22 protein-coding genes are annotated in these 21,825 nt (G+C 67.4%); 8 read left to right on the top strand and 14 right to left on the bottom strand.

The window, feature by feature from the left end; all coding sequences use genetic code 11:
- Nucleotides 1-98: 98 nt before the first annotated feature.
- Nucleotides 99-842: a TorF family putative porin gene (locus tag ASC94_RS03895; protein ID WP_056390968.1), complete on the top strand. Its 744-nt coding sequence runs from the start codon at nt 99-101 to the stop codon at nt 840-842.
- Nucleotides 843-844: 2 nt separating this feature from the next.
- On the opposite strand, the gene ASC94_RS03890 is transcribed toward ASC94_RS03895, so the two are convergent.
- Genes ASC94_RS03890 through ASC94_RS03880 form a run of 3 tightly spaced genes read right to left on the bottom strand, consistent with a single transcriptional unit; the run spans nt 845 to nt 4,544 of the window.
- Nucleotides 845-1,819 (bottom strand): thymidylate synthase, encoded by a 975-nt coding sequence (locus tag ASC94_RS03890; RefSeq protein ID WP_056390965.1) that lies wholly within the window; start codon nt 1,817-1,819, stop codon nt 845-847.
- A gap of 53 nt (nt 1,820-1,872) precedes the next feature.
- The gene (locus tag ASC94_RS03885) at nt 1,873-3,435 is read right to left on the bottom strand and encodes a DEAD/DEAH box helicase (RefSeq protein WP_056390962.1); all 1,563 of its coding nucleotides are present in this window, start codon (nt 3,433-3,435) and stop codon (nt 1,873-1,875) included.
- 14 nt (nt 3,436-3,449) lie between these two features.
- Nucleotides 3,450-4,544 carry a low specificity L-threonine aldolase gene (locus ASC94_RS03880; RefSeq protein ID WP_082616132.1) on the bottom strand — a complete coding sequence of 365 codons (1,095 nt, stop codon included), beginning with the start codon at nt 4,542-4,544 and terminating at the stop codon, nt 3,450-3,452.
- A 161-nt stretch (nt 4,545-4,705) separates the two neighbouring features.
- Between ASC94_RS03880 and ASC94_RS03875 the strand changes: the two genes are divergently transcribed.
- Nucleotides 4,706-5,374, top strand: a complete 669-nt coding sequence (locus tag ASC94_RS03875) for a discoidin domain-containing protein (protein WP_200955536.1) — start codon at nt 4,706-4,708, stop codon at nt 5,372-5,374.
- A gap of 69 nt (nt 5,375-5,443) precedes the next feature.
- On the opposite strand, the gene ASC94_RS03870 is transcribed toward ASC94_RS03875, so the two are convergent.
- The 7 genes from ASC94_RS03870 to wrbA are packed head-to-tail and all read right to left on the bottom strand — an operon-like array spanning nt 5,444 to nt 13,957.
- Nucleotides 5,444-7,291, bottom strand: a complete 1,848-nt coding sequence (locus ASC94_RS03870) for an ABC transporter transmembrane domain-containing protein (RefSeq protein WP_056390956.1) — start codon at nt 7,289-7,291, stop codon at nt 5,444-5,446.
- A gap of 23 nt (nt 7,292-7,314) precedes the next feature.
- Complete coding sequence (locus ASC94_RS03865) at nt 7,315-8,433, bottom strand: lipocalin-like domain-containing protein (RefSeq protein WP_082616130.1); 1,119 nt, start codon at nt 8,431-8,433, stop codon at nt 7,315-7,317.
- A complete protein-coding gene (locus tag ASC94_RS03860; RefSeq protein WP_229417154.1) occupies nt 8,433-11,036 on the bottom strand; it encodes an FtsX-like permease family protein in 2,604 nt (867 codons plus the stop codon). Before ASC94_RS03860 ends, ASC94_RS03865 begins: the two co-directional genes overlap by 1 nt.
- Entirely contained in the window at nt 11,033-11,473 is a 441-nt protein-coding gene (locus tag ASC94_RS03855; RefSeq protein WP_082616128.1) for a DUF4124 domain-containing protein, read from the bottom strand. The genes ASC94_RS03860 and ASC94_RS03855 overlap by 4 nt, the downstream gene beginning before the upstream one ends.
- The gene (locus tag ASC94_RS03850) at nt 11,470-12,900 is read right to left on the bottom strand and encodes an FAD-binding oxidoreductase (protein ID WP_229417153.1); all 1,431 of its coding nucleotides are present in this window, start codon (nt 12,898-12,900) and stop codon (nt 11,470-11,472) included. The genes ASC94_RS03855 and ASC94_RS03850 overlap by 4 nt, the downstream gene beginning before the upstream one ends.
- A gap of 38 nt (nt 12,901-12,938) precedes the next feature.
- Nucleotides 12,939-13,349, bottom strand: a complete 411-nt coding sequence (locus ASC94_RS03845; protein ID WP_056392101.1) for a DUF2069 domain-containing protein — start codon at nt 13,347-13,349, stop codon at nt 12,939-12,941.
- The gene (gene wrbA, locus ASC94_RS03840) at nt 13,349-13,957 is read right to left on the bottom strand and encodes an NAD(P)H:quinone oxidoreductase (RefSeq protein WP_056390950.1); all 609 of its coding nucleotides are present in this window, start codon (nt 13,955-13,957) and stop codon (nt 13,349-13,351) included. The genes ASC94_RS03845 and wrbA overlap by 1 nt, the downstream gene beginning before the upstream one ends.
- Before the next feature lie 78 nt (nt 13,958-14,035).
- Here wrbA and ASC94_RS03835 point away from each other — a divergent pair, with 78 nt between their 5' ends.
- Nucleotides 14,036-15,379, top strand: a complete 1,344-nt coding sequence (locus tag ASC94_RS03835) for a YihY family inner membrane protein (protein ID WP_056390948.1) — start codon at nt 14,036-14,038, stop codon at nt 15,377-15,379.
- Between the two features lie 27 nt (nt 15,380-15,406).
- On the opposite strand, the gene ASC94_RS03830 is transcribed toward ASC94_RS03835, so the two are convergent.
- From ASC94_RS03830 to ASC94_RS03820, 3 genes are read right to left on the bottom strand one after another with little or no spacing between them, the layout of a single operon-like run.
- Nucleotides 15,407-15,727, bottom strand: coding sequence for a DUF2288 domain-containing protein (locus tag ASC94_RS03830; protein WP_056390944.1), 321 nt, complete (start codon nt 15,725-15,727; stop codon nt 15,407-15,409).
- 8 nt (nt 15,728-15,735) lie between these two features.
- A complete protein-coding gene (locus ASC94_RS03825; protein WP_056390941.1) occupies nt 15,736-16,422 on the bottom strand; it encodes an RES family NAD+ phosphorylase in 687 nt (228 codons plus the stop codon).
- The gene (locus tag ASC94_RS03820; RefSeq protein ID WP_056390938.1) at nt 16,422-16,859 is read right to left on the bottom strand and encodes an antitoxin Xre/MbcA/ParS toxin-binding domain-containing protein; all 438 of its coding nucleotides are present in this window, start codon (nt 16,857-16,859) and stop codon (nt 16,422-16,424) included. The genes ASC94_RS03825 and ASC94_RS03820 overlap by 1 nt, the downstream gene beginning before the upstream one ends.
- A gap of 197 nt (nt 16,860-17,056) precedes the next feature.
- Between ASC94_RS03820 and ASC94_RS03815 the strand changes: the two genes are divergently transcribed.
- The 3 genes from ASC94_RS03815 (at nt 17,057) to ASC94_RS03805 (ending at nt 18,704) form a co-directional block, all read left to right on the top strand.
- On the top strand, nt 17,057-17,710 hold the full coding sequence (locus tag ASC94_RS03815) for a hydrolase (protein ID WP_056390935.1): 654 nt from the start codon (nt 17,057-17,059) through the stop codon (nt 17,708-17,710).
- A 51-nt stretch (nt 17,711-17,761) separates the two neighbouring features.
- Nucleotides 17,762-18,211, top strand: a complete 450-nt coding sequence (locus ASC94_RS03810) for a DUF4440 domain-containing protein (RefSeq protein WP_056390932.1) — start codon at nt 17,762-17,764, stop codon at nt 18,209-18,211.
- Between the two features lie 109 nt (nt 18,212-18,320).
- Nucleotides 18,321-18,704: a hypothetical protein gene (locus ASC94_RS03805; RefSeq protein WP_056390930.1), complete on the top strand. Its 384-nt coding sequence runs from the start codon at nt 18,321-18,323 to the stop codon at nt 18,702-18,704.
- A gap of 65 nt (nt 18,705-18,769) precedes the next feature.
- Here the strand turns inward: ASC94_RS03805 and ASC94_RS03800 are convergent, their stop codons facing one another.
- The gene (locus ASC94_RS03800; protein WP_056390928.1) at nt 18,770-19,549 is read right to left on the bottom strand and encodes a MipA/OmpV family protein; all 780 of its coding nucleotides are present in this window, start codon (nt 19,547-19,549) and stop codon (nt 18,770-18,772) included.
- Between the two features lie 141 nt (nt 19,550-19,690).
- On the opposite strand from ASC94_RS03800, the gene ASC94_RS03795 reads away from it, so the two are divergent.
- Nucleotides 19,691-20,374: a response regulator gene (locus ASC94_RS03795; protein ID WP_056390925.1), complete on the top strand. Its 684-nt coding sequence runs from the start codon at nt 19,691-19,693 to the stop codon at nt 20,372-20,374.
- Nucleotides 20,371-21,822: an ATP-binding protein gene (locus tag ASC94_RS03790; RefSeq protein WP_056390922.1), complete on the top strand. Its 1,452-nt coding sequence runs from the start codon at nt 20,371-20,373 to the stop codon at nt 21,820-21,822. Before ASC94_RS03795 ends, ASC94_RS03790 begins: the two co-directional genes overlap by 4 nt.
- Nucleotides 21,823-21,825 lie beyond the last annotated feature (3 nt).

Here is a 21,825-nt window from a genome sequence, read left to right as displayed (position 1 = left end):
TCCTGTTCAGCGGCTTATATCTCTGGCATCATGGCATGAAGCGCAATTGTTAAACGTACTTCACCGGAAAGCGTACACACTCATGCAGCCGCACGATCATGCTGAAAACCGCCGGCCCGGCCCGAACTGGCCTGGGGGAGGCGCCGTTGCGTAAAGCGTGGGCGGTCCTGCTGCTGTGCTGCTGGCAGGCACCCGCCGCGCATGCACAGCTGAGCGGCAGCGCGGCGCTGGTGTCCGACCATGTGTACCGGGGCGTCAGCCTGAGCGACGGCGGCCCGGCGCCGCAGCTCAACCTGAACTATGACGGCGCCGGCGGCTGGTACGTGGGCGGTTTTGCATCGCGTTTCAAGCTGCAGGGCGATGCGCGCAGCGGCGGGCAGTACATCGTCTACGCCGGCCACGCGCAGCGCCTGCCGTCCGGACTCACGCTGGACGCGGGCGTGTCGCGCTACGGCTACTCGCCGGGGGCAAACCTGAATTACAGTGAAGTGTATGCCAGCCTGGCGGCGGACAGCGTCAATGCGCGGTTGTCCTATTCGCCCGGCTATCTGGGCATGAACGCGCGCAGCGCCTATTTTGAAGTCAACGGCAGCTATCCGCTGGGGGGCGACGTCAGCCTCTATCTGCACGCCGGCTACCTGGGCTACCTGTCGGACGTGGGACCGTACACCCGGCGCCGCACCCTGGACGGGCGCGTGGGGCTGGGCACGGCGTGGGCGGGATGGCGCTGGCAGGTGGCCTGGGCAGCGACGCAAAACCAGCGCAACGGCTATGCCGCCTGGTACGGCGCGGCGTCCAGTTCGCGCGGCAGCCTGATACTGAGCGCCACGCGGCCTTTCTGAGCTTACACCGCCATGGGCGCGGTCAGCGGGGCGTGGTGCTGGTAGCCTTCCAGCGCAAAGTCGGACGGTTCAATCTTCTCCAGCCACTCCGGCTCGTACTTGCCGGTGCGGGCGTAGTCCGGCACGCGGTCCGAGATCACCAGCTTGGGCGCGGGGAAGGGCTCGCGCTTGAGCTGTTCCTGCACCATGTCCATGTGGTTTTCATAGATGTGGGCGTCGCCGATGAAGTAGGTGAACCAGCGCGGCGTGTAGCCGGTGAGGCGGCCCACCAGTGCCAGCAGGGCGGCGCCTTCGGCCAGGTTGAAGGGCGTGCCCAGGCCGATATCATTGCTGCGCACGTAGAGGCACAGCGAAATTTCCCTGGTCGTGGCGTTCGGGATGAACTGGTAGAGCAGGTGGCAGGCGGGCAGCGCCACCTGGTCCAGCACGGACGGGTTCCAGCCGTGGAACAGGATGCGGCGGCTGCCGGGATTGTTGACGATGGTGTCCAGGCATTCGCGCAGCTGGTCGATGGCTTTGTACATCAGCACCTTCTGCACGCCGCCTTCTTCCAGCGGCGCCACCTGGCGGTAGCCGTTCTTTTCCGCGTCGGCGATCTGCGCGGCGGCGGCGGCGTCCAGCAGCTTGTAGCCGGGCCATTCGCGCCACTGCACGCCGTACACGGGGCCCAGGTCGTCGGTGCCGGTGCGGTAGGGGTTGTCCAGCCATTGCTGGTTTTCGTTGGCGTTCTGGTCCCACACCTTGCAGCCCAGGGCGCGGAAGTCGGCGGCGCTGCGCGAGGCGCGCAGGAAGGCGCACAGTTCGCCCACCACGGATTTGAATGCGAGCTTCTTGGTCGTCACCGCCGGGAAACCGTCCTTGAGCAGGTCGAAGCGCATCATGGCGCCCGGCACGCTGAGCGTGCGGATGCCGGTGCGGTTGTCCTGCCAGCTGCCGGTTTCGAGGACGGTTCGGATCAGATCAAGGTATTGCTGCATAAGTTCTCCAACGGTGCGTGTTCTTCGGGGCGCTGCATTGTAGCAAAGGCGGCTTAGCGTTTGACGCTGCCACGGCCGGTCTTGCGGCTCGGCGCAATGGCCTGCGCGCGGCCTTCTGCGCGGGCAGCCGATTTGGCGCCGCGTCCGCCAGCCACGATGACTTTGCCCTGGCCCTGGCCTGCACTGCGGCCGCCGGCCGCTTCGGCCATGGCGCGCAGGGCGGCGGCGTTGCTGCCGCGGCTGCCGGGCGCCGGCACTTTGGCTGCCGGCGCACCGCCTTTGCCGGCTTTGCCGGCGGGGCCGCTGCGCGTAGCACCCGCCGCGCCGCCCGCGCCGTGCGGCTTGCCGCCTGACGGCGCCGCCTGTGTCATTTTCGGTCCCTGCGCCGCCTTGCCGCCCGGCGGGCCGGTGAACGGACGCTTCTTCTTGCCGCCGGCCGCTTCCTTGGCGGGCGGTTTCGGCGTGCCGGTTTCCGGCACGCGGTGGTCGGCCTCGAAGCCGGGTTCTTCCTCGCGGCGCAGCACCTGCCTGGTGAGCTTCTCGATGGCCGACAGCAGGTCCACCTCATCGGCGCACACCAGCGAGATCGCCACGCCCTCGGCGCCCGCGCGGCCGGTGCGGCCGATGCGGTGCACATAGTCCTCCGCCACGGTGGGCAGGTCGAAATTCACCACCAGCGGCAGCGCTTCGATGTCCAGGCCGCGCGCGGCCACGTCGGTGGCCACCAGCACCTGGACTTCGCTGGCCTTGAAGCGCGCCAGCGCGCGCAGGCGGGCCGGCTGCGGCTTGTCGCCGTGGATGGAGTCCGTGCTGACGCCATGCCCGGCCAGCGTCTTCACCAGCGCGTCCACGCCCTTGCGCGTCTTGACGAACACCAGCACCTGGCCCCAGCGCTGCTTCTTCAGCAGGTGCAGGAACAGCTCCGGCTTGTGCGCCTTGTCGGTGGTGACGATCCACTGCTTGACCGATTTGGCGGCGGCGTTGCGCGGGCTCACGGAGATCGATACCGGATCGTTCAGCAGGATCTCCGCCAGGCTGCGCACGTCGTCGGAGTAGGTGGCCGAGAACATCAGCGTCTGGTGCTCGTCGGGCAGCGCGAGCAGGATGGCTTCCAGGTCCGCCGCGAAGCCCAGGTCCAGCATGCGGTCCGCCTCGTCCAGCACCACCGACTCCAGCTGCTCGAACTGCACCGCGCCCTGGCGGTACAGGTCCAGCAGGCGGCCGGGGGTGGCCACCATCACGTCCAGGCCCTTGTTCAGTTTGGCGATCTGCGGTTCGATCGGCACGCCGCCGTAGGCCACGTGGCAGCGCATCGGCACATTGCGGCCGTAGCTGCGGAAGCTTTCGTACACCTGCTCGGCCAGCTCGCGCGTGGGCACCAGCACCAGGCAGCGCACCTGGTTCGGTTCGGCGCGTTCGCCCTCCATCAGGCGCTGCAGCAGCGGAATGGCGAAGCCGCCGGTTTTGCCGGTGCCGGTCTGCGCGGCGGCCATCAGGTCGCGGCCCGCCAGCACGGCGGGGATGGCTTGCTTCTGGACCGGGGTGGGCGTGGTGTAGCCTACCGTGTCGAGCATGCGCAGCAGGGGATCGATGAGGCCTAGGGATGCGAAAGTCATGGGGATCTTTATTGTTATTGGTCGGGTGCGGCCAGCTCGGCGCTCCACAGGGTGAGGATGTCGTGCAGGCGCTGGTCGCTGATGGCGAGCAGATTGTCGCCCACATACCATTCGGTAGTGCTGTGGCCGGGCAGCTGCGCATGGCTCACGCGGTTGAACAGCCAGACGCCGTGCCGTTCCGCAAAGGCGTTGCGGATGGCGACGGCGCGTTCGCGGCAGACCGGCATGTGCAGGTGCAGCAGGTTGGCCTGCGGCCGGGCCGGATTGGGCACCAGCAGCGGATGGCTGCGCAGCGTGTCGAACAGCGCTTCGGTGCGCCGGAAGTATTGCGGCATGGCGGCCAGGCGCGCATCGAACTGCATGGCGGCGGCCACCACGTAGGGTGTGCGGTGGATGACGTTGCCGCCCTGGCGGCGGAACCATTCCTGCGCCTTGGCGACGAAGCCGACGCCGCCCAGCAGCATGGCGCCGCCCAGGCCGCCGATGCCCTTGTAGAGCGATACGTACACGCTGTCGAACCCCGCGCAGATTTCGTGCAGCGGCTTGCCGTAGGCCGCGGCGGTTTCCCACAGGCGCGCCCCGTCCATGTGCAGGTGGATGCGGCGCGTGCGGCAGTAGTCCTTGATGGCCTGCAGCTCGTCCCAGCTGGGGCACTGGCCGCCGATTTCACGCGCGGGCAGCTCCAGCGACACGGCGCCCAGGTGGTCTGGCAGGGCTTTGAGCTCGTCCAGCGTCCAGGGGCGGTGCGGGTCGCCGATCTGCAGTGCCTGGAAGTGGCCCAGCAGCTGGTGGTTGCCGCGTTCGTGCTTGAAGATGTGGGCGCTGGGATGCAGCGCCGCCAGCGGACTGCCGCGCTCCACGCAGGCCAGGCGCAGCGCCGTTACCTGCGTCATGGTGCCGGTGATGCAGAAGGCGGCCGCCTCGAAGCCCAGCAGGTCCGCCACCTTGCGCTCGAAGGACTGGATCAGCGCGCCTTCGCCGTACACGTCATGGGCCACGTCGTTGGCGGCGCACCACGCGGCCATGGCGGCAAACGTCTCGGCCGGCGCGGGCTGGCGATGGCCGGGCAATACGGTGTGGCACATCTGGCGCAGTTCGGCGTCGGTCACGGGCGGTCTCCTGAAAGAACGTGATTTTACAGGACTGGCGCGACAGGAGGGGGCGGCAGCGCGCGGAAAAGGGGAGCTTGCAAAGGAATAGTATATAATTGCCGAAAGCAAAACAAAGTTGTCAATAAGTATTTAAAACAAGGCCCCCAATGAACAAACTGATGAAGGCACTTTTTGTTGCCGCCCTGCTGGTCTCCAGCGTATCCCACGCCGTGGTGGTGCGCGGCACCGGCACCGCCGCCCTGATCGGCGGCGACCTGACCGACCCTGAAAACAATGGCAATCCCGAAGCCGACAGCGGCTACAACGCTACCTTCCGTTCATCGGTGGAGCCGGGCTTTGGCGGCGGCGAGTATGCGTTCAACGTGTTCGACAACCGCGTCGGCGGCGGCAACGACAAGTGGTGCTGCGACGGCGCCACGGTCTGGGTCGAGGCCAACTTCGGCAAGCGGTACAACCTGACCAGATTCACCGCCACCTCCGGCAACGACGGTCCGGAGCGCGATGCGGACAAGTGGCAGATCCTGGGCTCGAACGATGGCATCAATTACACGGCCATCTTCAGCTACAACAACAACGGCGTATCGGCATGGGGCAGCACCCGCAACCAGGTCCTGGAATTCAGCAAGGCCGGCGGCGACTTCAGCTCGAACGCAGGCTACAGCATCTTCCGCTACCAGGCCACGTCCACCGTGTATGAAGGCGGCATGCACCAGCTGAACGAGCTGGAATTCTTCGGCACCGCCGTGCCGGAACCGGGCACGCTGGCGCTGGGCGGCCTGGGGCTGCTGGCGCTGGCACTCAGCCGCCGCAAGAAGCGCGCTGCCTGATCCCACTGTTCGCCATGAAAAAGGCCGCTGATCCAGCGGCCTTTTTGTTTGTACGCGCTCAGTGTGCAATCAATGTGCGATATGTACGTTGTGGAACTGCAGCGCCGCCAGATTGGCGTAGATGCCGCCCAGCGCCACCAGCGAGGCGTGCGTACCGGTCTCGACGATCTTGCCGTCTTCCATGACGATGATGCGGTCGGCGCGCTGCACGGTGGCCAGGCGGTGCGCGATGATGACGGTGGTGCGGCCCTGCATGGCCGCTTCCAGCGCGCCCTGCACCAGGCGTTCCGATTCCGCGTCCAGCGCGCTGGTGGCTTCGTCCAGCAGCAGCAACGGGGGATTCTTCAGCAGCGCGCGCGCGATGGCGATGCGCTGGCGCTGCCCGCCGGACAGGCGCACGCCGCGCTCGCCCAGGAAGGACTGGTAGCCGTTCGGCAGGCGTTCGATGAATTCGTGCGCCGCCGCCAGTTTGGCGGCCTGGATCACTTCGGCGTCGGTGGCGCCGGCGCGGCCGTAGCGGATGTTTTCCATGGCGTCGGTCGAGAAGATCACCGTGTCCTGTGGCACGATGCCGATGGCGTCGCGCAGGGTGTGCAGGTCGAGCTGGCGGATGTCCACGCCGTCAAGCTTGATGGCGCCCGCCTGCGGATCGTAGAAGCGCAGGAACAGCTGGAACAGCGTGGTCTTGCCGGCGCCGGACGGGCCCACCACGGCCACGGTTTCGCCGGGCTTGATGTCCAGCGACAGGTGCGCCAGCGCGGCCGTCTCGGGGCGCGAAGGGTAGTTGAAGGTGACGTCGGACAGTGTCAGGGAGGCGCCGTTGGCGGCGCGCGGCGGCAGCGCCAGCGGATGGGCCGGCGACTGGATCTCGGAACGGACCGACATCAATTCCAGCAGGCGCTCGGTGGCGCCGGCCGCGCGCTGGGCTTCGCCCATCACTTCGGACAGCGCGCCGATGGCGCCTGCCACGATGGAGGCGTACAGGATGAACTGGCCCAGGTCGCCGCCGGTCATGCTCCCTTCCAGCACGGCGTGCGCGCCCAGCCACAGCACGAACACGATGGTGCCAAACACCAGCACAATGGCCAGCGCGGTCAGCATGGCGCGCGCGCGGATGCGCTTCATGGCGGTAACGAAGGCGCCCTCCACCGAGGCGCCGAAGCGGTCGGTCTCGATCTTTTCATGGGTGAAGGCCTGCACCGTGGGCATGGCGTTCAGGATCTCGCCTGCCACGGCGGAGGCGTCGGCGATGCGGTCCTGCGAGTCGCGCGAGAGCTTGCGCACGCGGCGGCCGAACATCACGATGGGCAGCACGGTGAGGATCAGCAGGCCGATGATGATGGACGAGAGCTTCACGCTGGTGACGAACAGCATGGCCAGGCCGCCGATAAACAGCAGCACGTTGCGCAGCGCCATGGAGATGCTGGTGCCCACCACGGCCTGGATCAGGGTGGTGTCGGTGGTGATGCGCGAGAGCACCTCGCCGGTCTGCGTGGTCTCGAAGAATTCCGGGCTTTGCGTGACCACGTGGCGGTACACAGCGCTGCGGATGTCGGCCGTGACGCGCTCGCCCAGCCAGGACACGGTGTAGAAGCGCGCCGCCGTGGCCAGGGCCAGGACGGTGGCCACGCCGAACAGCGCCAGGAACACCAGGTTCACGTGCTCGATGCTGCGCACGCCGGCCGAGGCGCCGAAGCCCAAGTCTATCATCTGCTTGAAGGCGGCCGGAATGGCCAGCGTGGCGCCGGCGGCGACCACCAGCGCCACGCCCGCCATGGCGAACTGCTTGCGGTAGGGACGCAGGAAGGGCAGCAGGCCCTTGAAAGCGGCCAGGCTGCCTTTTTTCAGTTCGCGGGATTCGCTGGGAGTAGACGGCGCGGCGGCTGCACTGGCATTGCTGTTGATACTGTCGGTCATCGTATTGTTATTCGTAAGCGTATTCATAATTTCATGGGACTGGCATAGCCGGTCAGTTCCAGGTAGCCGCGCCCGGCGCGCGCGCCGTCACGGCTGACCGTGACCGCGCCTTCCCAGTACACCGCGCCCGTGCTGCGGCGCGAATCGAGCTCCTGGTCTTCCTGCAGGGGCGCAATGTGCCACAGCGTGCTGCCTGTGGCGAGCTGGGTGGCGACGGGATACTCGGCATTGGTGCGGGGCGAACGCCACCGCCGTTGCGGGGTAAAACTGACCTGGTCCGGCGGGTAATGCGTGATCTTACCGGATGCATCGCGCCATGTCGCGTGCGCCCATAGTTTAGCACCTGTTTTGCTGCGGATCTGGAATGCCATCAGGGCGCCGCCGTCGTCCAGGTTGGCGCTGGTCCAGTCCCAGCCCGCCGCGTCGCTGCCCAGCACCTGCTGCGACCATTCGTGGTCCAGCCAGGTGGCGCCGGTCACGGCTTGCGGCTTGCCGCCGGCGCGGGTGACGGTGCCGCTGGTTTTCAGGTGCGGCTCGCTGTAGTAGTAGCTGGCCTGCTGCGGGTCCGGGCCCTTGCGGGAGTAGCCGCCGTCGCCTTGCAGCAGCACCGGCTGGGTGGGAGCAAGCGTGAGCTTGAGCGTGAAGCTGGCGGCGGCCAGGGTGACCAGGTAGCTGCCGTCGGGCCGGCGCGCCATGCGCCAGTCGTCCAGCTTGACGTCGGTGTCGCCCGCCTTGGCGTAGGCCAGGCCGAAGCCGGCGCGGGCGCTGCGCTGGTCGTGCAGCAGCTTGCCCTGGGCCGGGTCGGACAGCGCGGCGTGGCCGATGATGAGCTGCTGCGGCGCGAACTTGCTGGGGTTGGCGCGGTCGAAGTCCGTGGCGCGGCGGAAGAAAGTGACCTGGTAGCCGAGGTCCTTGCCGTCGGGCGTTTTCAGCCAGCCGGTGGCGTACCACCACTCGGTCTTGTAGTCCGGGTGGGCGCCGAAGTCCTGCGGGAAGGCCAGCGCCTGGCCTGCCGGCAGCGGCGTGACGGGCGCGAACTGCGGCGCTGCCGCCGGCGCAGGGACGGGGGCGGTGAGCGCGGCGGCCAGGGCAGCCAGGGCGGCCAGCGTGGCGCAGGCGCGGCGGGCCAGGGCGCGCAGCATCACCAGTCCTCCCGAACCGCGCGGATGGGCGCGCCGGACAAGGCCTGGCGGCCGGACAGCAGTGCCGTCAGCGCGGCCGCCGCCAGCAGCGCGGAGGCCACGCTGCCCAGCAGCGGCCATGGCAGGTGCATCTGCATGGTCCAGTGGAAGGACTGCGGATTGACCACGAACACCAGCACCAGGCTGATGACCCAGCCCAGCACCGCGCCGGTGGCGATGCCCAGGCCCGTGAGCGCGCCCCCTTCCAGCGCCAGGATGGCCAGGATCTGCCGGCGGGTCACGCCGATATGGCGCAGCATGCCGAATTCCTTGGAGCGCGCCAGCGTCTGCGCCGAGAAGGTGGCGGCAACGCCGAACAGCCCGATAATAATCGCTATGGCCTCCAGCAGATAAGTCACCGCGAAGCTGCGGTCGAAAATCTTCAGGCTCATGGCGCGCAGTTCCGACAGCGCGCTCAGTTCCAGGGAAGCGCCGAAGGGCAGCGCCTTCAGGGCCGCTTTGACCTTTTCCATGTTGTCTTCCCCATCGCCATCCTTGGCCAGCCAGATGGCCGTGCTGTTGATATCCATGTCGCCCGTGATGGCGCGGTAGTCCGCCAGCCGCATCTGCACCGAGCCCGAGGCCCGGGCATAGTCGCGCCACACGCCGGCCACGAAGAATTCATGCTGCCCGCCCTGCAGCGGCAGTTTCAGGATGTTGCCGGCCCTGACGCCGTACAGGTCCGACATCGGCTCGGACACCCACACCGGGCGCATTCCCTCGGGCACCGGCAAGGTGGGACCGGCCATGGCCAGCACCTTGTCCGCGTTGGCCGGTTCGATCCCGCGCGCCATCAGCAGCACGGGCGGGCGCTCGGGTGCCAGGCTCACACCGCGCAGGCGCAGGAAATCGACGCGGGCCACGCCGGGCAGGGCGCGTACCTGCTCCTGTTCGCGCGGGTTCAGGCCCGCCGTGCCGCCGCCGCTGGCGCTGCTGGCGTACAGGTCGGCGGGGAGGATCTGCAGCAGCCAGTCGTCCAGCGACACGCGGAAGCTGGACACCATGATGGCCATGGCCACCATCAGGCTGAAGCTGGACAGCACCCCGCCCAGCGCGATGCCGGCCTGGCCGGAGGCGTTGGCCAGCCGCGCCAGCGTGAGCGCCAGCACGGGCGAGCTGTCCGCGCGGCCCGCCGCGGCGGCGCTCCAGCGCGCGTGCAGGAAACGGAACACGGTGGACGACAGGCGCGGCATCAGCGCGATGGCGCCCACCAGCATCAGCGCGATCGACAGATAGCCGAACACCGGCAGCTCCCACACCGGCGGCAGCTGCGACAGCACGGCCGCCACGGACAGGCAAGCCACGCCGGGCCAGGCCCGCGCCAGGCGCGCCATGGCGGTTTCCTCGCTGCCGGACTTGAGGGCTACGGCGGGCGTGGCGCGCGCCGCTTCCAGGGCCGGCGCCGCGCAGCCCAGCATGGCCACGCCGACGCCCAGGGCGAAATACACCAGTGCGGCCACCGGCGTGAACTGCACCTGCGGCTGCACGCCGGCGAAATAGCCGGCGCCCAGGTCGCCGCCGAACAGGCTGAGCGCGGCGGCGGCCAGGCCGTAGCCGGCCGCGATGCCGATCAGTGAACCGGCCACGCCCAGCGCCCAGCCCTCCAGCAGGATCTGGCGCAGCAGGCGCCCGCGCTCCATGCCCAGCACGCGCAGCAGCGCGAACTGGCTGCGGCGCCGCATCACCGACAGCGCCTGCGTGGAGAACACCAGGAAGGCGCCCGTGAACAGGGCCACCAGCGCGAGCACGCTCAGGTTCACGCGGTAGGCGCGGCTCATATTGTTGTTGCGGCTGTTCTGGTCTTCGTCGTTCGGGCTGCCGACGTGGAAGCGGCCCGGATGCGCGCGTTCCAGGTCGCGCGCGAGCTGGGCCTTGAACGCTTCGCGGTCCACGCCGCTGCGCAGTTTCAGGTCCACGCGTGAGAGCTGGCCCAGCCGGCTCAATCGCCATTGCAGCGCGCCGATGTCCATCACGGCCAGGCGCTGGCCGGCGCGCACGCGCTGCAGCGGCCCGGCCACCCGCAGCCTCACTTCCCGCGTGCCCGATTGCAGCGCCAGCACGCCGTCCTGCGGCTTGAGCCAGGCTTGCGCGGCAGGCGACAGGAAGATGGCGTCGTCGGCGAAGGCATCGGCCACCTGCTCGCCGGCGGGTGCGCCCAGCAGGTCGGGCGTGACGTAGCCGGCGCGGAACGGGTCCAGGCCGATGACTTGCAAGGCCGAACGCTGGCCCGGCACCGAGGCCTGCACATCCAGGATGGGCGAGGCCACCGCCACGCCGGCGCGTTCGGCCAGGAAAGGATAAATCTGTTCGTCGAAGGTGGCTTCCGCGCCCGTGACCTGCACGTCGGCCTGGCCGGACAGGCTCTTGATGGCCGACGAGAATTCGTTGAAGGCGGCCGCATTGATCAGGTGGATGGCGAAGCCGAGCGAGACGCCGATGGCGATGGCGGCAATGGCCGTGATGGCGCGCACCGGGTGCGCGCGCCATTCGCCCAGCAGCAGCCAGCGAGAAAGCTTGCGCAGGGACGCTGCGGCAGACAGGGTGGTGGATTTGGAACGGCTCAACTGGCGCACGACAAATTGAGTTTCTCGGCTGCGCGCTGCGCCTTGATGCGGGCGCGCTCCTCATGCTGGGGCTGGGCGCGGCGCAGGTCCTCGTCGGCCCATTTCTTGTCGAGCCGGAGTTTGTCGCATTTCTGGTGGCGCGCCGCCGCCGCGCGGTTCGCTGCCGCGTCTTCCCGCTCGCTGGCCGCTTCGCGCTTGTGGCGGTCCTTCTCCAGCGCGTCGGCCTGTTTTTTCGCGCTTTTCAGTTCTGCGGCGGCAGACTTGTCGGACGCAGGCGCCGGCGCGTTTGGTACGGCGATCACCGTGCCGCCCGCGCAAGGCTGTTCGGTGTAGGTGACCTTGCCGTCCAGCGTGCACTTGTGTATCGTCTGCGCGCCCGCCTGGGGAGTAGCGGCGCAGAGCATGAGCAGGGCGGTGAGAGCGCGTGGTGTTGTCATAGGATTTTCCCGGGGTTCATTATGCCCTGCGGGTCCAATGCCGTTTTGACGGCGCGCATCAGGTTCAGCTCCAGCGGCGACTTGTAGCGCACCAGCTCCTCCCGTTTCAGCGCGCCGATGCCGTGTTCTGCCGAGATCGAGCCGCCAAAGCCGGCCACGCTGTCGTGCACCACCCGGTTTACGGCGTCCTGGTTGGCCAGGAAGGCTTCGTTGGCGATGCCGTGCGGCGGCGCCACGTTGAAGTGCAGGTTGCCGTCGCCGAGGTGGCCGAAGCACACCAGCTGGCAGCCGGGGAAGGCTTGCTGCAGCTGCGGCGCGGTTTTGGCGATAAAGTCGGGAATGCTGGAGACGGGCAGCGAAATGTCGTGCTTGATGTTCTTGCCGGCCTTGGCCTGCGCCAGCGGGATGTGCTCGCGCAGCTGCCACAGGCCGCGCGACTGCGCGACGGAAGTGGCCACCACCGCGTCTTCAATGACGGCGCCTTCCAGGGCAGCGTCGATGGCGCGTTCCAGCAGGCCCACCGCGTGCTGCTCCGATTCGCTGCTGGACAGTTCCAGCAGCACGTACTGCGCGTGCTCGCTGCTGAAGGGGCGCGGCAGCTGCGGGAACTGCGCGGCCACCAGTTCCAGGCAGAAGGCGGACATCAGTTCAAAGCCGGTCAGGCTGGGGCCGCAATAGTCCTGCATCAGCGCCAGCAGGCGCAGCGCGGCGGCGGGCGAGGGAAGGGCCGCCAGCGCCGTGATGCAGGCTTTCGGTTGCGGATACAGTTTCAGCACGGCGCCGGTGATGATGCCCAGCGTGCCCTCGGCGCCGATGTAGAGGTCGCGCAGGTCGTAGCCGGTATTGTCCTTGCGCAGGCCGCGCAGGCCGTTCCAGATGTCGCCCTGCGGCGTCACCACTTCCAGGCCCAGGCACAGTTCGCGCGCGTTGCCGTAGCGGAGCACGGCGGTGCCGCCCGCGTTGCTGGACAGGTTGCCGCCTATGGTGCAGCTGCCCTCGGCCGCCAGCGACAGCGGGAACAGGCAGTCGTGGGCCGCCGCCTCTTCCTGTACCTGCTGCAGGATGCAGCCGGCGTCCACGGTCATGGTGCGGTTCAGGGCGTCGGTGCCGCGGATGCTGTTCAGGCGCGCCAGCGACAGCACCACCGCGTCGCCGCTGGCATCGGGCACGCCGCCCAGCACCAGGCCGGTGTTGCCGCCCTGCGGCACCACGGGTATGCCCCATTGCGCGCAGGCGCGCACCACGTCCGCCACCTGCTGCACGCTGCCCGGCCGCACCACCGCCAGCGCCAGGCCGGTGTGGCGGCCGCGCCAGTCGGTGAGGAAGGGGGCCATGTCGGCCGCACCGGTGTACACATGGGCACCGCCCAGCAGGGTGCGGCAATGGGCCAGGAAGGCGTGCCGCATGGCGATGGAGGCCGGACTCATTGGGCTGAACTCATTGGGCTGAACTCATTGGGCTGAACTCATTTGGCGGAATTCACCCGGTTGACCTTGTCCAGCAAGTCCTTGGTCAGCTGCTTGGCCGCCTTCTTGTAGGGCCGCACGTACATCACGGCGCAGATGAAGTAGACCGCCACGATCAGCGCCTCGCCCCAGCCCAGCCACGCGGACAGGTGGCCGATGTCGCTCCAGCCGCGCACCACGCCTTCGGTGAAGTACAGCAGGATCACCATGGAAGTCCACTGCAGGGTGTACACGTCGCGCTTGATGATGCCGGCCAGCGGGAACAGCAGCGGCGCGGCCTTGAGCGCCATCCAGGAACCGCCCGGCTTGAGCGGCGCCAGCCACACTTCCCAGGCCACGCACCAGAGGATGAGCAGCACCATGCTGGCGATCGCGCCCCGGTGGAAGAACTTTTGCGATGTGGTTTCCATCATGCCCCCTGCAGCTTGCGCGCCGTCTCGGCCAGGCGCCGGCCCTGCGCCGTGGCCAGGCGTTTTTCATCTTCGGTCAAGGGCTTGTTGCCGTCAAGGCCGGACCAGTGGCTGGCGCCGTAGGGCGTGCCGCCGCTGGCGGTGGTCATCAGTTCGGCCTGGGTGTAGGGCAGGCCCATCACCAGCATGCCATGGTGCAGCAGCGGGATCATCATGGTCAGCAGCGTGGACTCCTGGCCGCCGTGCAGGCTGCCGGTGGAGGTAAAAACGCACGCCGGCTTGCCGGCCAGGGAGCCGGACAGCCACTCGGCCGAGGTGCCGTCCCAAAAGTACTTCATGGCCGAGGCCATGTTGCCGAAGCGGGTGGGCGAGCCCAGTGCCAGCGCCGCGCACTCGCGCAGGTCGTCCAGTTCCACGTAAGGCGCGCCGTCCGGCGGCACGTCCGGCGCGGTGGCTTCGGCCACGGTGGACACGGCCGGCACGGTGCGCAGCCGCGCTTCGCAGCCCGGCACCGCGTCGATGCCCTGGGCAATCAGCTCGGCCAGCTTGCGGGTTGCGCCATGGCGCGAATAGTACAGGACAAGAATTATCAGATCAGGTGTGGTCATCTTGGTATTATAGGGCGCTTTGGAGTCGGGCAGGCATGCCGGGCTCTCGCAATCACAAGGCTTTTGATACAGGATTCAATGTTTTCCAAGTTTATTCATCCAATTTCCGCGGTGCTGCGCGAGTTGTCGTGGCACGAGATCCGCGACATGTTCCTGTTTGCGCGCCGCCGGCTGAAGGAGGAGAGCCTGCCGCAGGTCGCCGGCAGCCTGACCTTTACCACGGTGTTCGCGCTGGTGCCGTTGCTCACCATCGCACTGGCCATTTTCACCACCTTCCCCATGTTCGCCGCGCTGCGCAAGGCGCTGGAAGTGTACTTCGCGCAGAGCGTGATGCCGAAGCAGATCGCCACGCCCATCCTGAACAACCTCACCATGTTCGCGGCCAAGGCCACGCGGCTGTCGGCGGTGGGCGCAGTGGCGCTGGTGCTGACGTCGGTGGCCATGATGGGCATGATAGAGCGCGTCTTCAACCGCATCTGGCGCGTGAAGGCAGAACGCAGCTGGACCCGCCGCATCCTGGTGTACTGGGCCATCCTGACCCTGGGGCCGGTGCTGGTGGGCGTGTCGCTCAGCATGTCCACCCATGTATATATCGCCACCAGCGACCTGGTGGGCAATGTGCCGGTGCTCGGCGCGCTGCTCTACACCGTGCTGTCCATCGCCGCCACCACGGCCGGCTTCACGCTGATGTATGTGGTGGTGCCGAACCGCCAGGTGGACTGGCGCGACGCGCTGTGGGGCGGGCTGATGGCCGCGCTGTTCTTCGAGCTGGCCAAGCGCGGCTTCGCGGTCTTCATCACGCAGTTCCCGACCTATTCGCGCATCTACGGCGCGCTTGCGGCGCTGCCGCTGTTCCTGCTGTGGATCTACCTGTCCTGGCTGATTACGCTGGTGGGCGCGCTGTTTACGGCGGCGCTGCCGGTGGTGAAGTACGAGCGCTGGTGGCATGAGGCGATGCCAGGCGGCGAGTTCGTGGACGCCATGGCGATCCTGAAGGTGCTGCACGTGGCGGGCCATTGCGGCGACACGGCCCTGGTCAATTCGGCCGCCATCCGCCAGGCCACGCGCATGGGCTACGACGAGATGGATGCGCTGCTGGAACGCATGCAGGCGCAGGGCTGGGTGGGCAAGGTGAAGGCGGAGGCGCCGCCGCGCGTCCAGTGGGGCAAGCGCGTGAGCGAGGGGGCCGACAACTGGGTGTTGCTGGCCAATTCGGAGAAGCTGACGCTGGCCGATGTGTACCGCGAGTTCGTGTTCGGCGGCGTGGCCGTCAACAGCGGCATGCCGGACGACGAGGAAGACGAGCGCGACCGCCAGGCCGCGCGCGAGGCGGCCAGCCTGGCGCGCCAGGTGGAGGATTCCGTCGAAAGGGGACTGGGGCGCACGCTGGCCGAACACTTCGGCCCGCTGGACTGCCGCTGAGGCGGCGGTCCCGGTTTCGGTGCTGCCTTAGTGCGTTTTGCCTTTTTCCTGCTGCACCAGGATGAAGGGGCTGACCACGCTGGCCCACAGGCTGGCGTTGCTGTCGTTCCAGCGCTGGGCTTGATCGTCGGAGACCTTGGCGATCTGGCCGGCGGCCATCCATTGGGTGATGCTGGCCTTGTCGTCGTGCGAGATGCGCACAGCCACGTCCACCAGGTCCAGTTCGTCGGCGATCCAGACCACGGTGCCGGAGGCGAAGTGTTTGACCAGCTCGCTCCACGGCAGGCGGGCCGTTTCGCGGTTGATCTTGGCGTGCAGTTCGAGGTCTTTTTCAGGTTTGGTTTGCATGGTAAAGCTCATAGTAGGGAAATGCGCGGTTCGGGCGCTCCCTCCCATGTTAACCGATAGGCCGCCCCTTTGCGAACATTGCCCACCAGCGCGGGGCGGAAGCAGGCCAGGTTGGTGCCGCCGGGCCGCCGCACGCTGGGGAAAATCGCGCCGGTGGAGCCTTCCTCCAGCAGCCGTTCGGCCAGCCGCTGCGACTGCACGTAGCTGGCCGGGTCCAGGCATTCCGGATAGTCCTCGCTGCGGCGCAGGTCGTGGAACTGGGCGGTGAAGTCGGCCAGCATGCACTGGTAGCTTACGCTGTCGTGGAAGTAGTCGATTTCGGCGTATTCCACGGTCTTGTGGAAGGTGATTTCGGCCAGCGCCGTGTCGATGTCGAAGGCGCAGTACCACGCCCCGCGTTCACCGTCGTTGAAGCGGCTGCCTTCCGGACGGGCGTAGGTAAAGGCGGCGTTGATGATGCGGTAGTTCGGCACGCGGAACACCAGTTCGTCGATGCCGATACCGGGCGCGCCGCCGTGTTCGGCGATCAGGCGCGCATTGGTGGCGTTGTCAAGGTCGAACAGGTCGTGCAGTTCGTCTTCGCTGCCGGCCAGCGGGGCCAGCACGGAATCTTCCACGTCGGCGAAGCGCGACTGGATCAGGCGGCAGGTGTCGAATTGCCGCAGCAGGGTGAGGGGAGGCAGCGGTGGCGCCATCAAAGCCCGCCGCGCCGCGCATCGACCAGCTTGCGCACCGTTTGCATGGCCAGCAGGCCGCCGCCCAGCATATAGGCCAGCGGCGTGCGGCCGCCGAAGATGATGTTCTTGTTGGGGAGCGTGACCCAGCGGTCGGCCAGCTGGTCGCCGTACAGGATGTGCAGCGACTTGTAGATGCCCACCAGGTAGGAAATGCGCGTGATGCGGTCCACTTCCAGCACCCGGTCAGGGTTCTTCTTCCAGTCGTAGTAGCTGCTGCTGGACAGGCCGCCCAGCAGTTCGCGGGCGTCGCTCTCGCGCACGGACCAGGCCTCGACCAGGCGGAAGAAGGCGGTCAGCGCCGATTTGGACAGGCGCTCGCGCTCTTCCCGGGCATTCAGGTCCACCGGGATGACCGGTTCAAAGCGGCTTCTTGGATAGGCATAGGCGGCTTGCATAAATCCTCCGTTTCTGGATTCTTTATACTCCGATTCCGGATGAAAGGCAAATTCGAAAAATTCGATAATAGGGCGGCATTTTTTCCGTTTTTATTTTCCTTTGCACAGGTTCATACTTCACTTCATCGGCACTGCACACAGAGGAAGACGCAGAAAGCCTTCGAAAAAATCGATGTACAACCTAAAGGAGAACTACCATGCCATTCGCAAAAGCCCAACCAGGTAAAGAACTGCTGAACGCCAACGATCACACCCTGATCATGATCGACCACCAGTCCCAGATGTCTTTCGCCACCAAATCCATCGACATCAACGTGCTGCGCAATAATGCGGCGCTGGTGGCCAAGGCGGCGCGCGAATTCAAGGTGCCCACCATTCTCACCACGGTGGCGGCGAAAAGCTTCTCCGGCCCGATCTTCGACGAGATCCAGTCCGTGTTCCCCGAGCAGCAGCCGATCGACCGCACCAGCATGAACACCTGGGAAGACCAGCGCATCGCCGACCGCGTCAACGAAATCGGCCGTGGCCGTATCGTGCTGGCAGGGCTGTGGACTTCGGTATGCATTGTCGGCCCGGCGTTGTCGGCACTGGACCAGGGCTTTGAAGTGTACGTGATTGCCGACGCTTCCGGCGACGTCACCGACGAAGCGCACGAGCGCGCCATGCAGCGCATGATACAGGCTGGCGCCAGGCCCATCACCTCGCTGCAATACCTGCTGGAACTGCAGCGCGACTGGGCACGCGGCGAGACCTACGATGAAACCGTGGCCACCTCCATCGCACACGGCGGCGGCTATGGCCTGGGCCTGATCTACGCCAAGTCCATGTTCAACGCGTCCGAGGGCCACTAAGCCGGCAAAACGGCGTAGTATCGGAGGCTCGCCGACCCCAGGGGAATATCGATGAGCCTTGCCCGATTTGCCTTCACAACCGCGCTCGCGCTGGCTTCGGCCGCCGCGGGCGCGGCGCCGTCCAACGCCGAGCTGAAACAGCAGGTGGCCGACACCGAGCGCGCCTTCGCCGCCACCATGCAGCAGCGCGACCTGGCCGCCTTCAGCACTTTCCTGTCCGATGAAACCGTGTTCTATTCAGGTCCTGTGCCCTTGCGCGGCAAAGAGCAGGTGACGGCTTTCTGGAAGAAGTTTTATGAAGGCAGGGAAGCGCCGTTTTCGTGGGAGCCGGACCAGGTGGATGTGATCGACTCGGGCACGCTGGCCCATTCTTCCGGCCCGGTGTATGACCCGAAGGGCAAGCTGATCGCGCGTTTCAACTCAGTGTGGCGCCAGGAAGCCCCCGGTAAGTGGCGCATAGTGTTCGATAAAGGGCAGGATGTGTGCGATTGTAAAAAATAAGCACCGTCCCCTGTAGGACTGCGTCCCGCTGCCGCCCGGTCCGTGCGCCCACGCACAGAAGCGGGCCCGGCGGCGCGCAATCATGGAGCCATTCCATCAGGAGGCAGCCATGAACCCATCCATACCAAGCCCGATCCGTGCGCTGCTGAGCGCCGCGCTCATCATGGCCATTGCTCCCGCCATGCCTGCCGGTGCCGCAGGCCAGCAGGACAGCGCTTCCCTGGCCGATACCGTGCCCATGGCCGTGAATGTGCCCGCTGCGGAGCCGCGCCCCGCGCAGCCGGTGCGCGCCATCACGCGCATTGTGCTCACTGCGGACGAGCTGCCGTCGGCAGTCCGCGCGCAATCCGCCTATGCCGCGCAGCCAGCGGGCTTGCAGCGGGCCCCGGTGCGCCAGCTGGAGCGCGACGCCATCACGCTGCGCGCGGCGCGCGCCGCCATGCTGCAGAACGACGCCAGCCATCAGCAGCAAAGGCTGGCCGCCCTGCGCTAGCGCAGGGATAGCCCGGCCTTTTCGGAAGTGCCGGCAGCGCCCGCATTACCGGTACGGCCGGCCGCTCAAAACGCATAGCTGGCGTACACCGCCGCCGTGGGCGAGGTGGTGCGCCGCGCCAGCGGGCTGTTGGCTGCGTCGCGCAGCAGGCTGCTCGCGCCCACCATGCCCGTCACGCCCCAGCGCTCGTTCAGCTTGTGCTGCCAGCTCATCGTCACGTCCGCCTGGTACATGCCGGCCTTCGGCTTGTACACCTTGTAGCCCGATTTCAGCGCCTGCTGCGCGGTGACACCGTAATACGCCTGCGCATACTTCTTGTCCGCCACTTCGAAGCCCAGGCTCAACGTGACCGTGTCGTTTTCTCCCTTGAACAGCGTGCCGCTCAGGCCGGCGCCGTAGGTACTGCCGGTTTCCCGCGCGCTCAGCGTCTGGGCGGTATGCAGATTGATGTCCAGGCCGTCGAACAGGGCGTAGCCCAGGCTCAGGTTGGCGGTGGCGCTGCCTTTCACGTCGCCCATGCCGCGCAGGTATTTGCTGGCCTTGCCGCCGAAGGGCAGTTTGCCGTCCTCCTTGCGCGGTGCGCGGTAGCCCAGCGCCGCGCTGTAGCTGAACGGGCCGGCCGCGCCGCCGTAGCCCAGGCCGCGCATGGTGCTGGCGTAGAAACCGTTGGCCATGGAATAGTCCACCGCCAGCAGGGGCACGGCCATGTTCTCGTCCGAGCCGGAGTAGCGCGGCGCCAGCGCCACGCCGGCGCCCACGGTGAGCGCGTTGCGGTCCTCGGCAAAGGCGCCGCCGCTCAGCAGGGTAAACAGCACGGGGATCAGTTTCAGATTGCAGGTCTTCATCAGGGTTTCCAATTGTCGTTAATGAGTTGGGAAGGCCTGCAGTGTGATGACGTGGCATGAAGCCAACCTGAACCGTTTGTGAAGATTCCATGAAGACAAGGCTTTAGCTGATCTTCAGTTTGCCGTGCTCTAATGTAGGGCATGAAGATACTGCTGATAGAAGACGACCTGGACCTGGGCAACGGCGTGCGCATCGCGCTGGCCGACCAGGGCATGGAGGTGGTTTGGACCCGCCAGCTGGACGACGCGGCGCGTCACCTGGAGAGCGGCGGCTGCGACCTGGTGCTGCTGGACCTGGGCCTGCCGGACGGCGACGGCATGTCCTTGCTGACCCGCCTGCGGCGCGAGCGGCGCGACTTGCCGGTGCTGATACTGAGCGCGCGCGACGCCCTTGGCGACCGCCTGCGCGGCCTCGATTCGGGCGCCGATGACTACCTGGTCAAGCCTTTCGAGCTGGCCGAGCTGCTGTCCCGGGTGCGTGCGCTGGCGCGCCGCAGCTACGGCTTCGATGGCGAAACGCTGGAGCTGCGCGGACTGGAACTGCACGCGCCCACGCGCCGCGTGAGTGCGGGCGGCAAGCCGGTCGACCTCACCGCCAGCGAATACGAGCTGCTGAAAATGCTGATGATGCGCGCCGACCGCGTGGTGACGCGCCGCATGCTGGAAGAGCAGGCCTTGCCCGGTGCGCAGGCCAACGCCAGCAATTCGCTGGACGTGCACATGGCCAACCTGCGCCGCAAGATAGGCGAGGGCTATGTGCGCACCGTGCGCGGCGTGGGCTATGTGATCGACGCCCGGGCGCCTGGCGGCGCGGAGCGCGCATGAGCTGGCCGCTGCGCGGCCTGTGGCGCCGCATCGCCCGGCCCAGCCTGGTGCGCCGCCTGCTGCTGGCGCAACTGGTGCTGCTCACGCTGCTGTGGACCATGTTCACCGGCTACATCACCTACGAGACCGGCAACGACCAGGCCGCCATGCATGAGGACAATCTGTACCGCACCGTGCTGGCCGTGGCCGACAATCTGGCCGGCCAGCCCGATCGCCAGCGCGAGACGCTTGCCCTGCTGGACGCCGCCACCACGGCCGGCTACGGCATGGGCGATCCCATCCTGGCGGTCAGCATGCTGGTGAGCCAGGGTGGGCGCGAAGTGTTCCGTTCGCCCAAAGCGCCCGAGGGCGCGCGCCACGCGGAAGTCTTGAACAAGGTGGTGATGATGGCCAGTGGCGAGCGCCGCTGGCGCGCCCGCACCATGCGCGCGCCCGGCACCGGCACGCTGGTCACGGTGATGATGCCGGCCGGCGGCTGGTTCGTGTTCGTGACGCTCAATTCGCGCGGCTTCTACCTGCTGCCGCTGGTGCTCAGCTTGCCGGTGCTGCTGCTGCCGGCCTGGCTGTCGATCCGCCTGGCGCTGCGGCCCTGGAGCAAGGTGGCGCGCGAAGTGGCGGGGCGCGGCCCGCACAACCTGGCCGCGCTGGGCTATAGCGACCGGCACCAGGAACTGTCGGACATGGTGGATAGCATCAACACGCTGATGCGAAGCGTGGCCGAGAGCCAGGCCCGCGAGCGCAGCTTCATTGCGGACGCGGCGCACGAACTGCGCACGCCTTTGGCGGCCATGCGGGTGAACGTGGAAGCCTTGCTGGGCCAGGCCGAGGAGGGACGCGACAAGCAGCTGCTGACCGGGATCGTCAGCAGCGTACGGCGCGCCACCCGGCTGGTGAGCCAGCTGCTCACGCTGATGCGCAGCGATGCCACCGCCGGCGAGGCGGTAGAGCGCGTGGCGCTGGACGCGCTGCTGCAGGACCGCCTGGCTGTGCTGTCCGCCCTGGCGGCCGCGCGCGGAGTGGAGCTGGAACTGGCGGCCGAGCCGGACGTGGCCGTGCAAGGGCAGCGCGAAAGCATGATTTCGCTGGTGGACAACCTGGTGGAGAACGCCATCAAGTACGGGCCGGCCGGCGGCGTGGTGCGGGTGGGATTGCGGCGCCTGGACGCCGCCGGCACGGGCGCCAACGCCATCGCCAACGCCAACGCCAACGCCAACGCAACCGCGCTACTGACGGTGGAAGACCAAGGGCCCGGCATCGCGCCGGCCTTGCGCCAGCGCGTGTTCGACCGTTTCTTCCGCGACCCCGCGCAAACCCAGAGCGGCAGCGGCCTGGGCCTGGCCATCGCGCAGGCGGCGGCAGTGCGCCATGGCGGCCGGATTGGCTTGCTGGATGGGGAAGGGGGCGGCTTGCTGGTGCAAGTGGCGCTGCCGCTGGCGCGCCTGGTTTAGCGC

Source organism: Massilia sp. Root418 (assembly GCF_001425265.1).
In the GTDB taxonomy this organism is placed as follows: Bacteria; Pseudomonadota; Gammaproteobacteria; order Burkholderiales; family Burkholderiaceae_D; genus Rugamonas.
The sequence above is the reverse complement of the archived record's forward strand: the minus strand, read 5'-3'. Positions and strand labels throughout refer to the sequence as shown.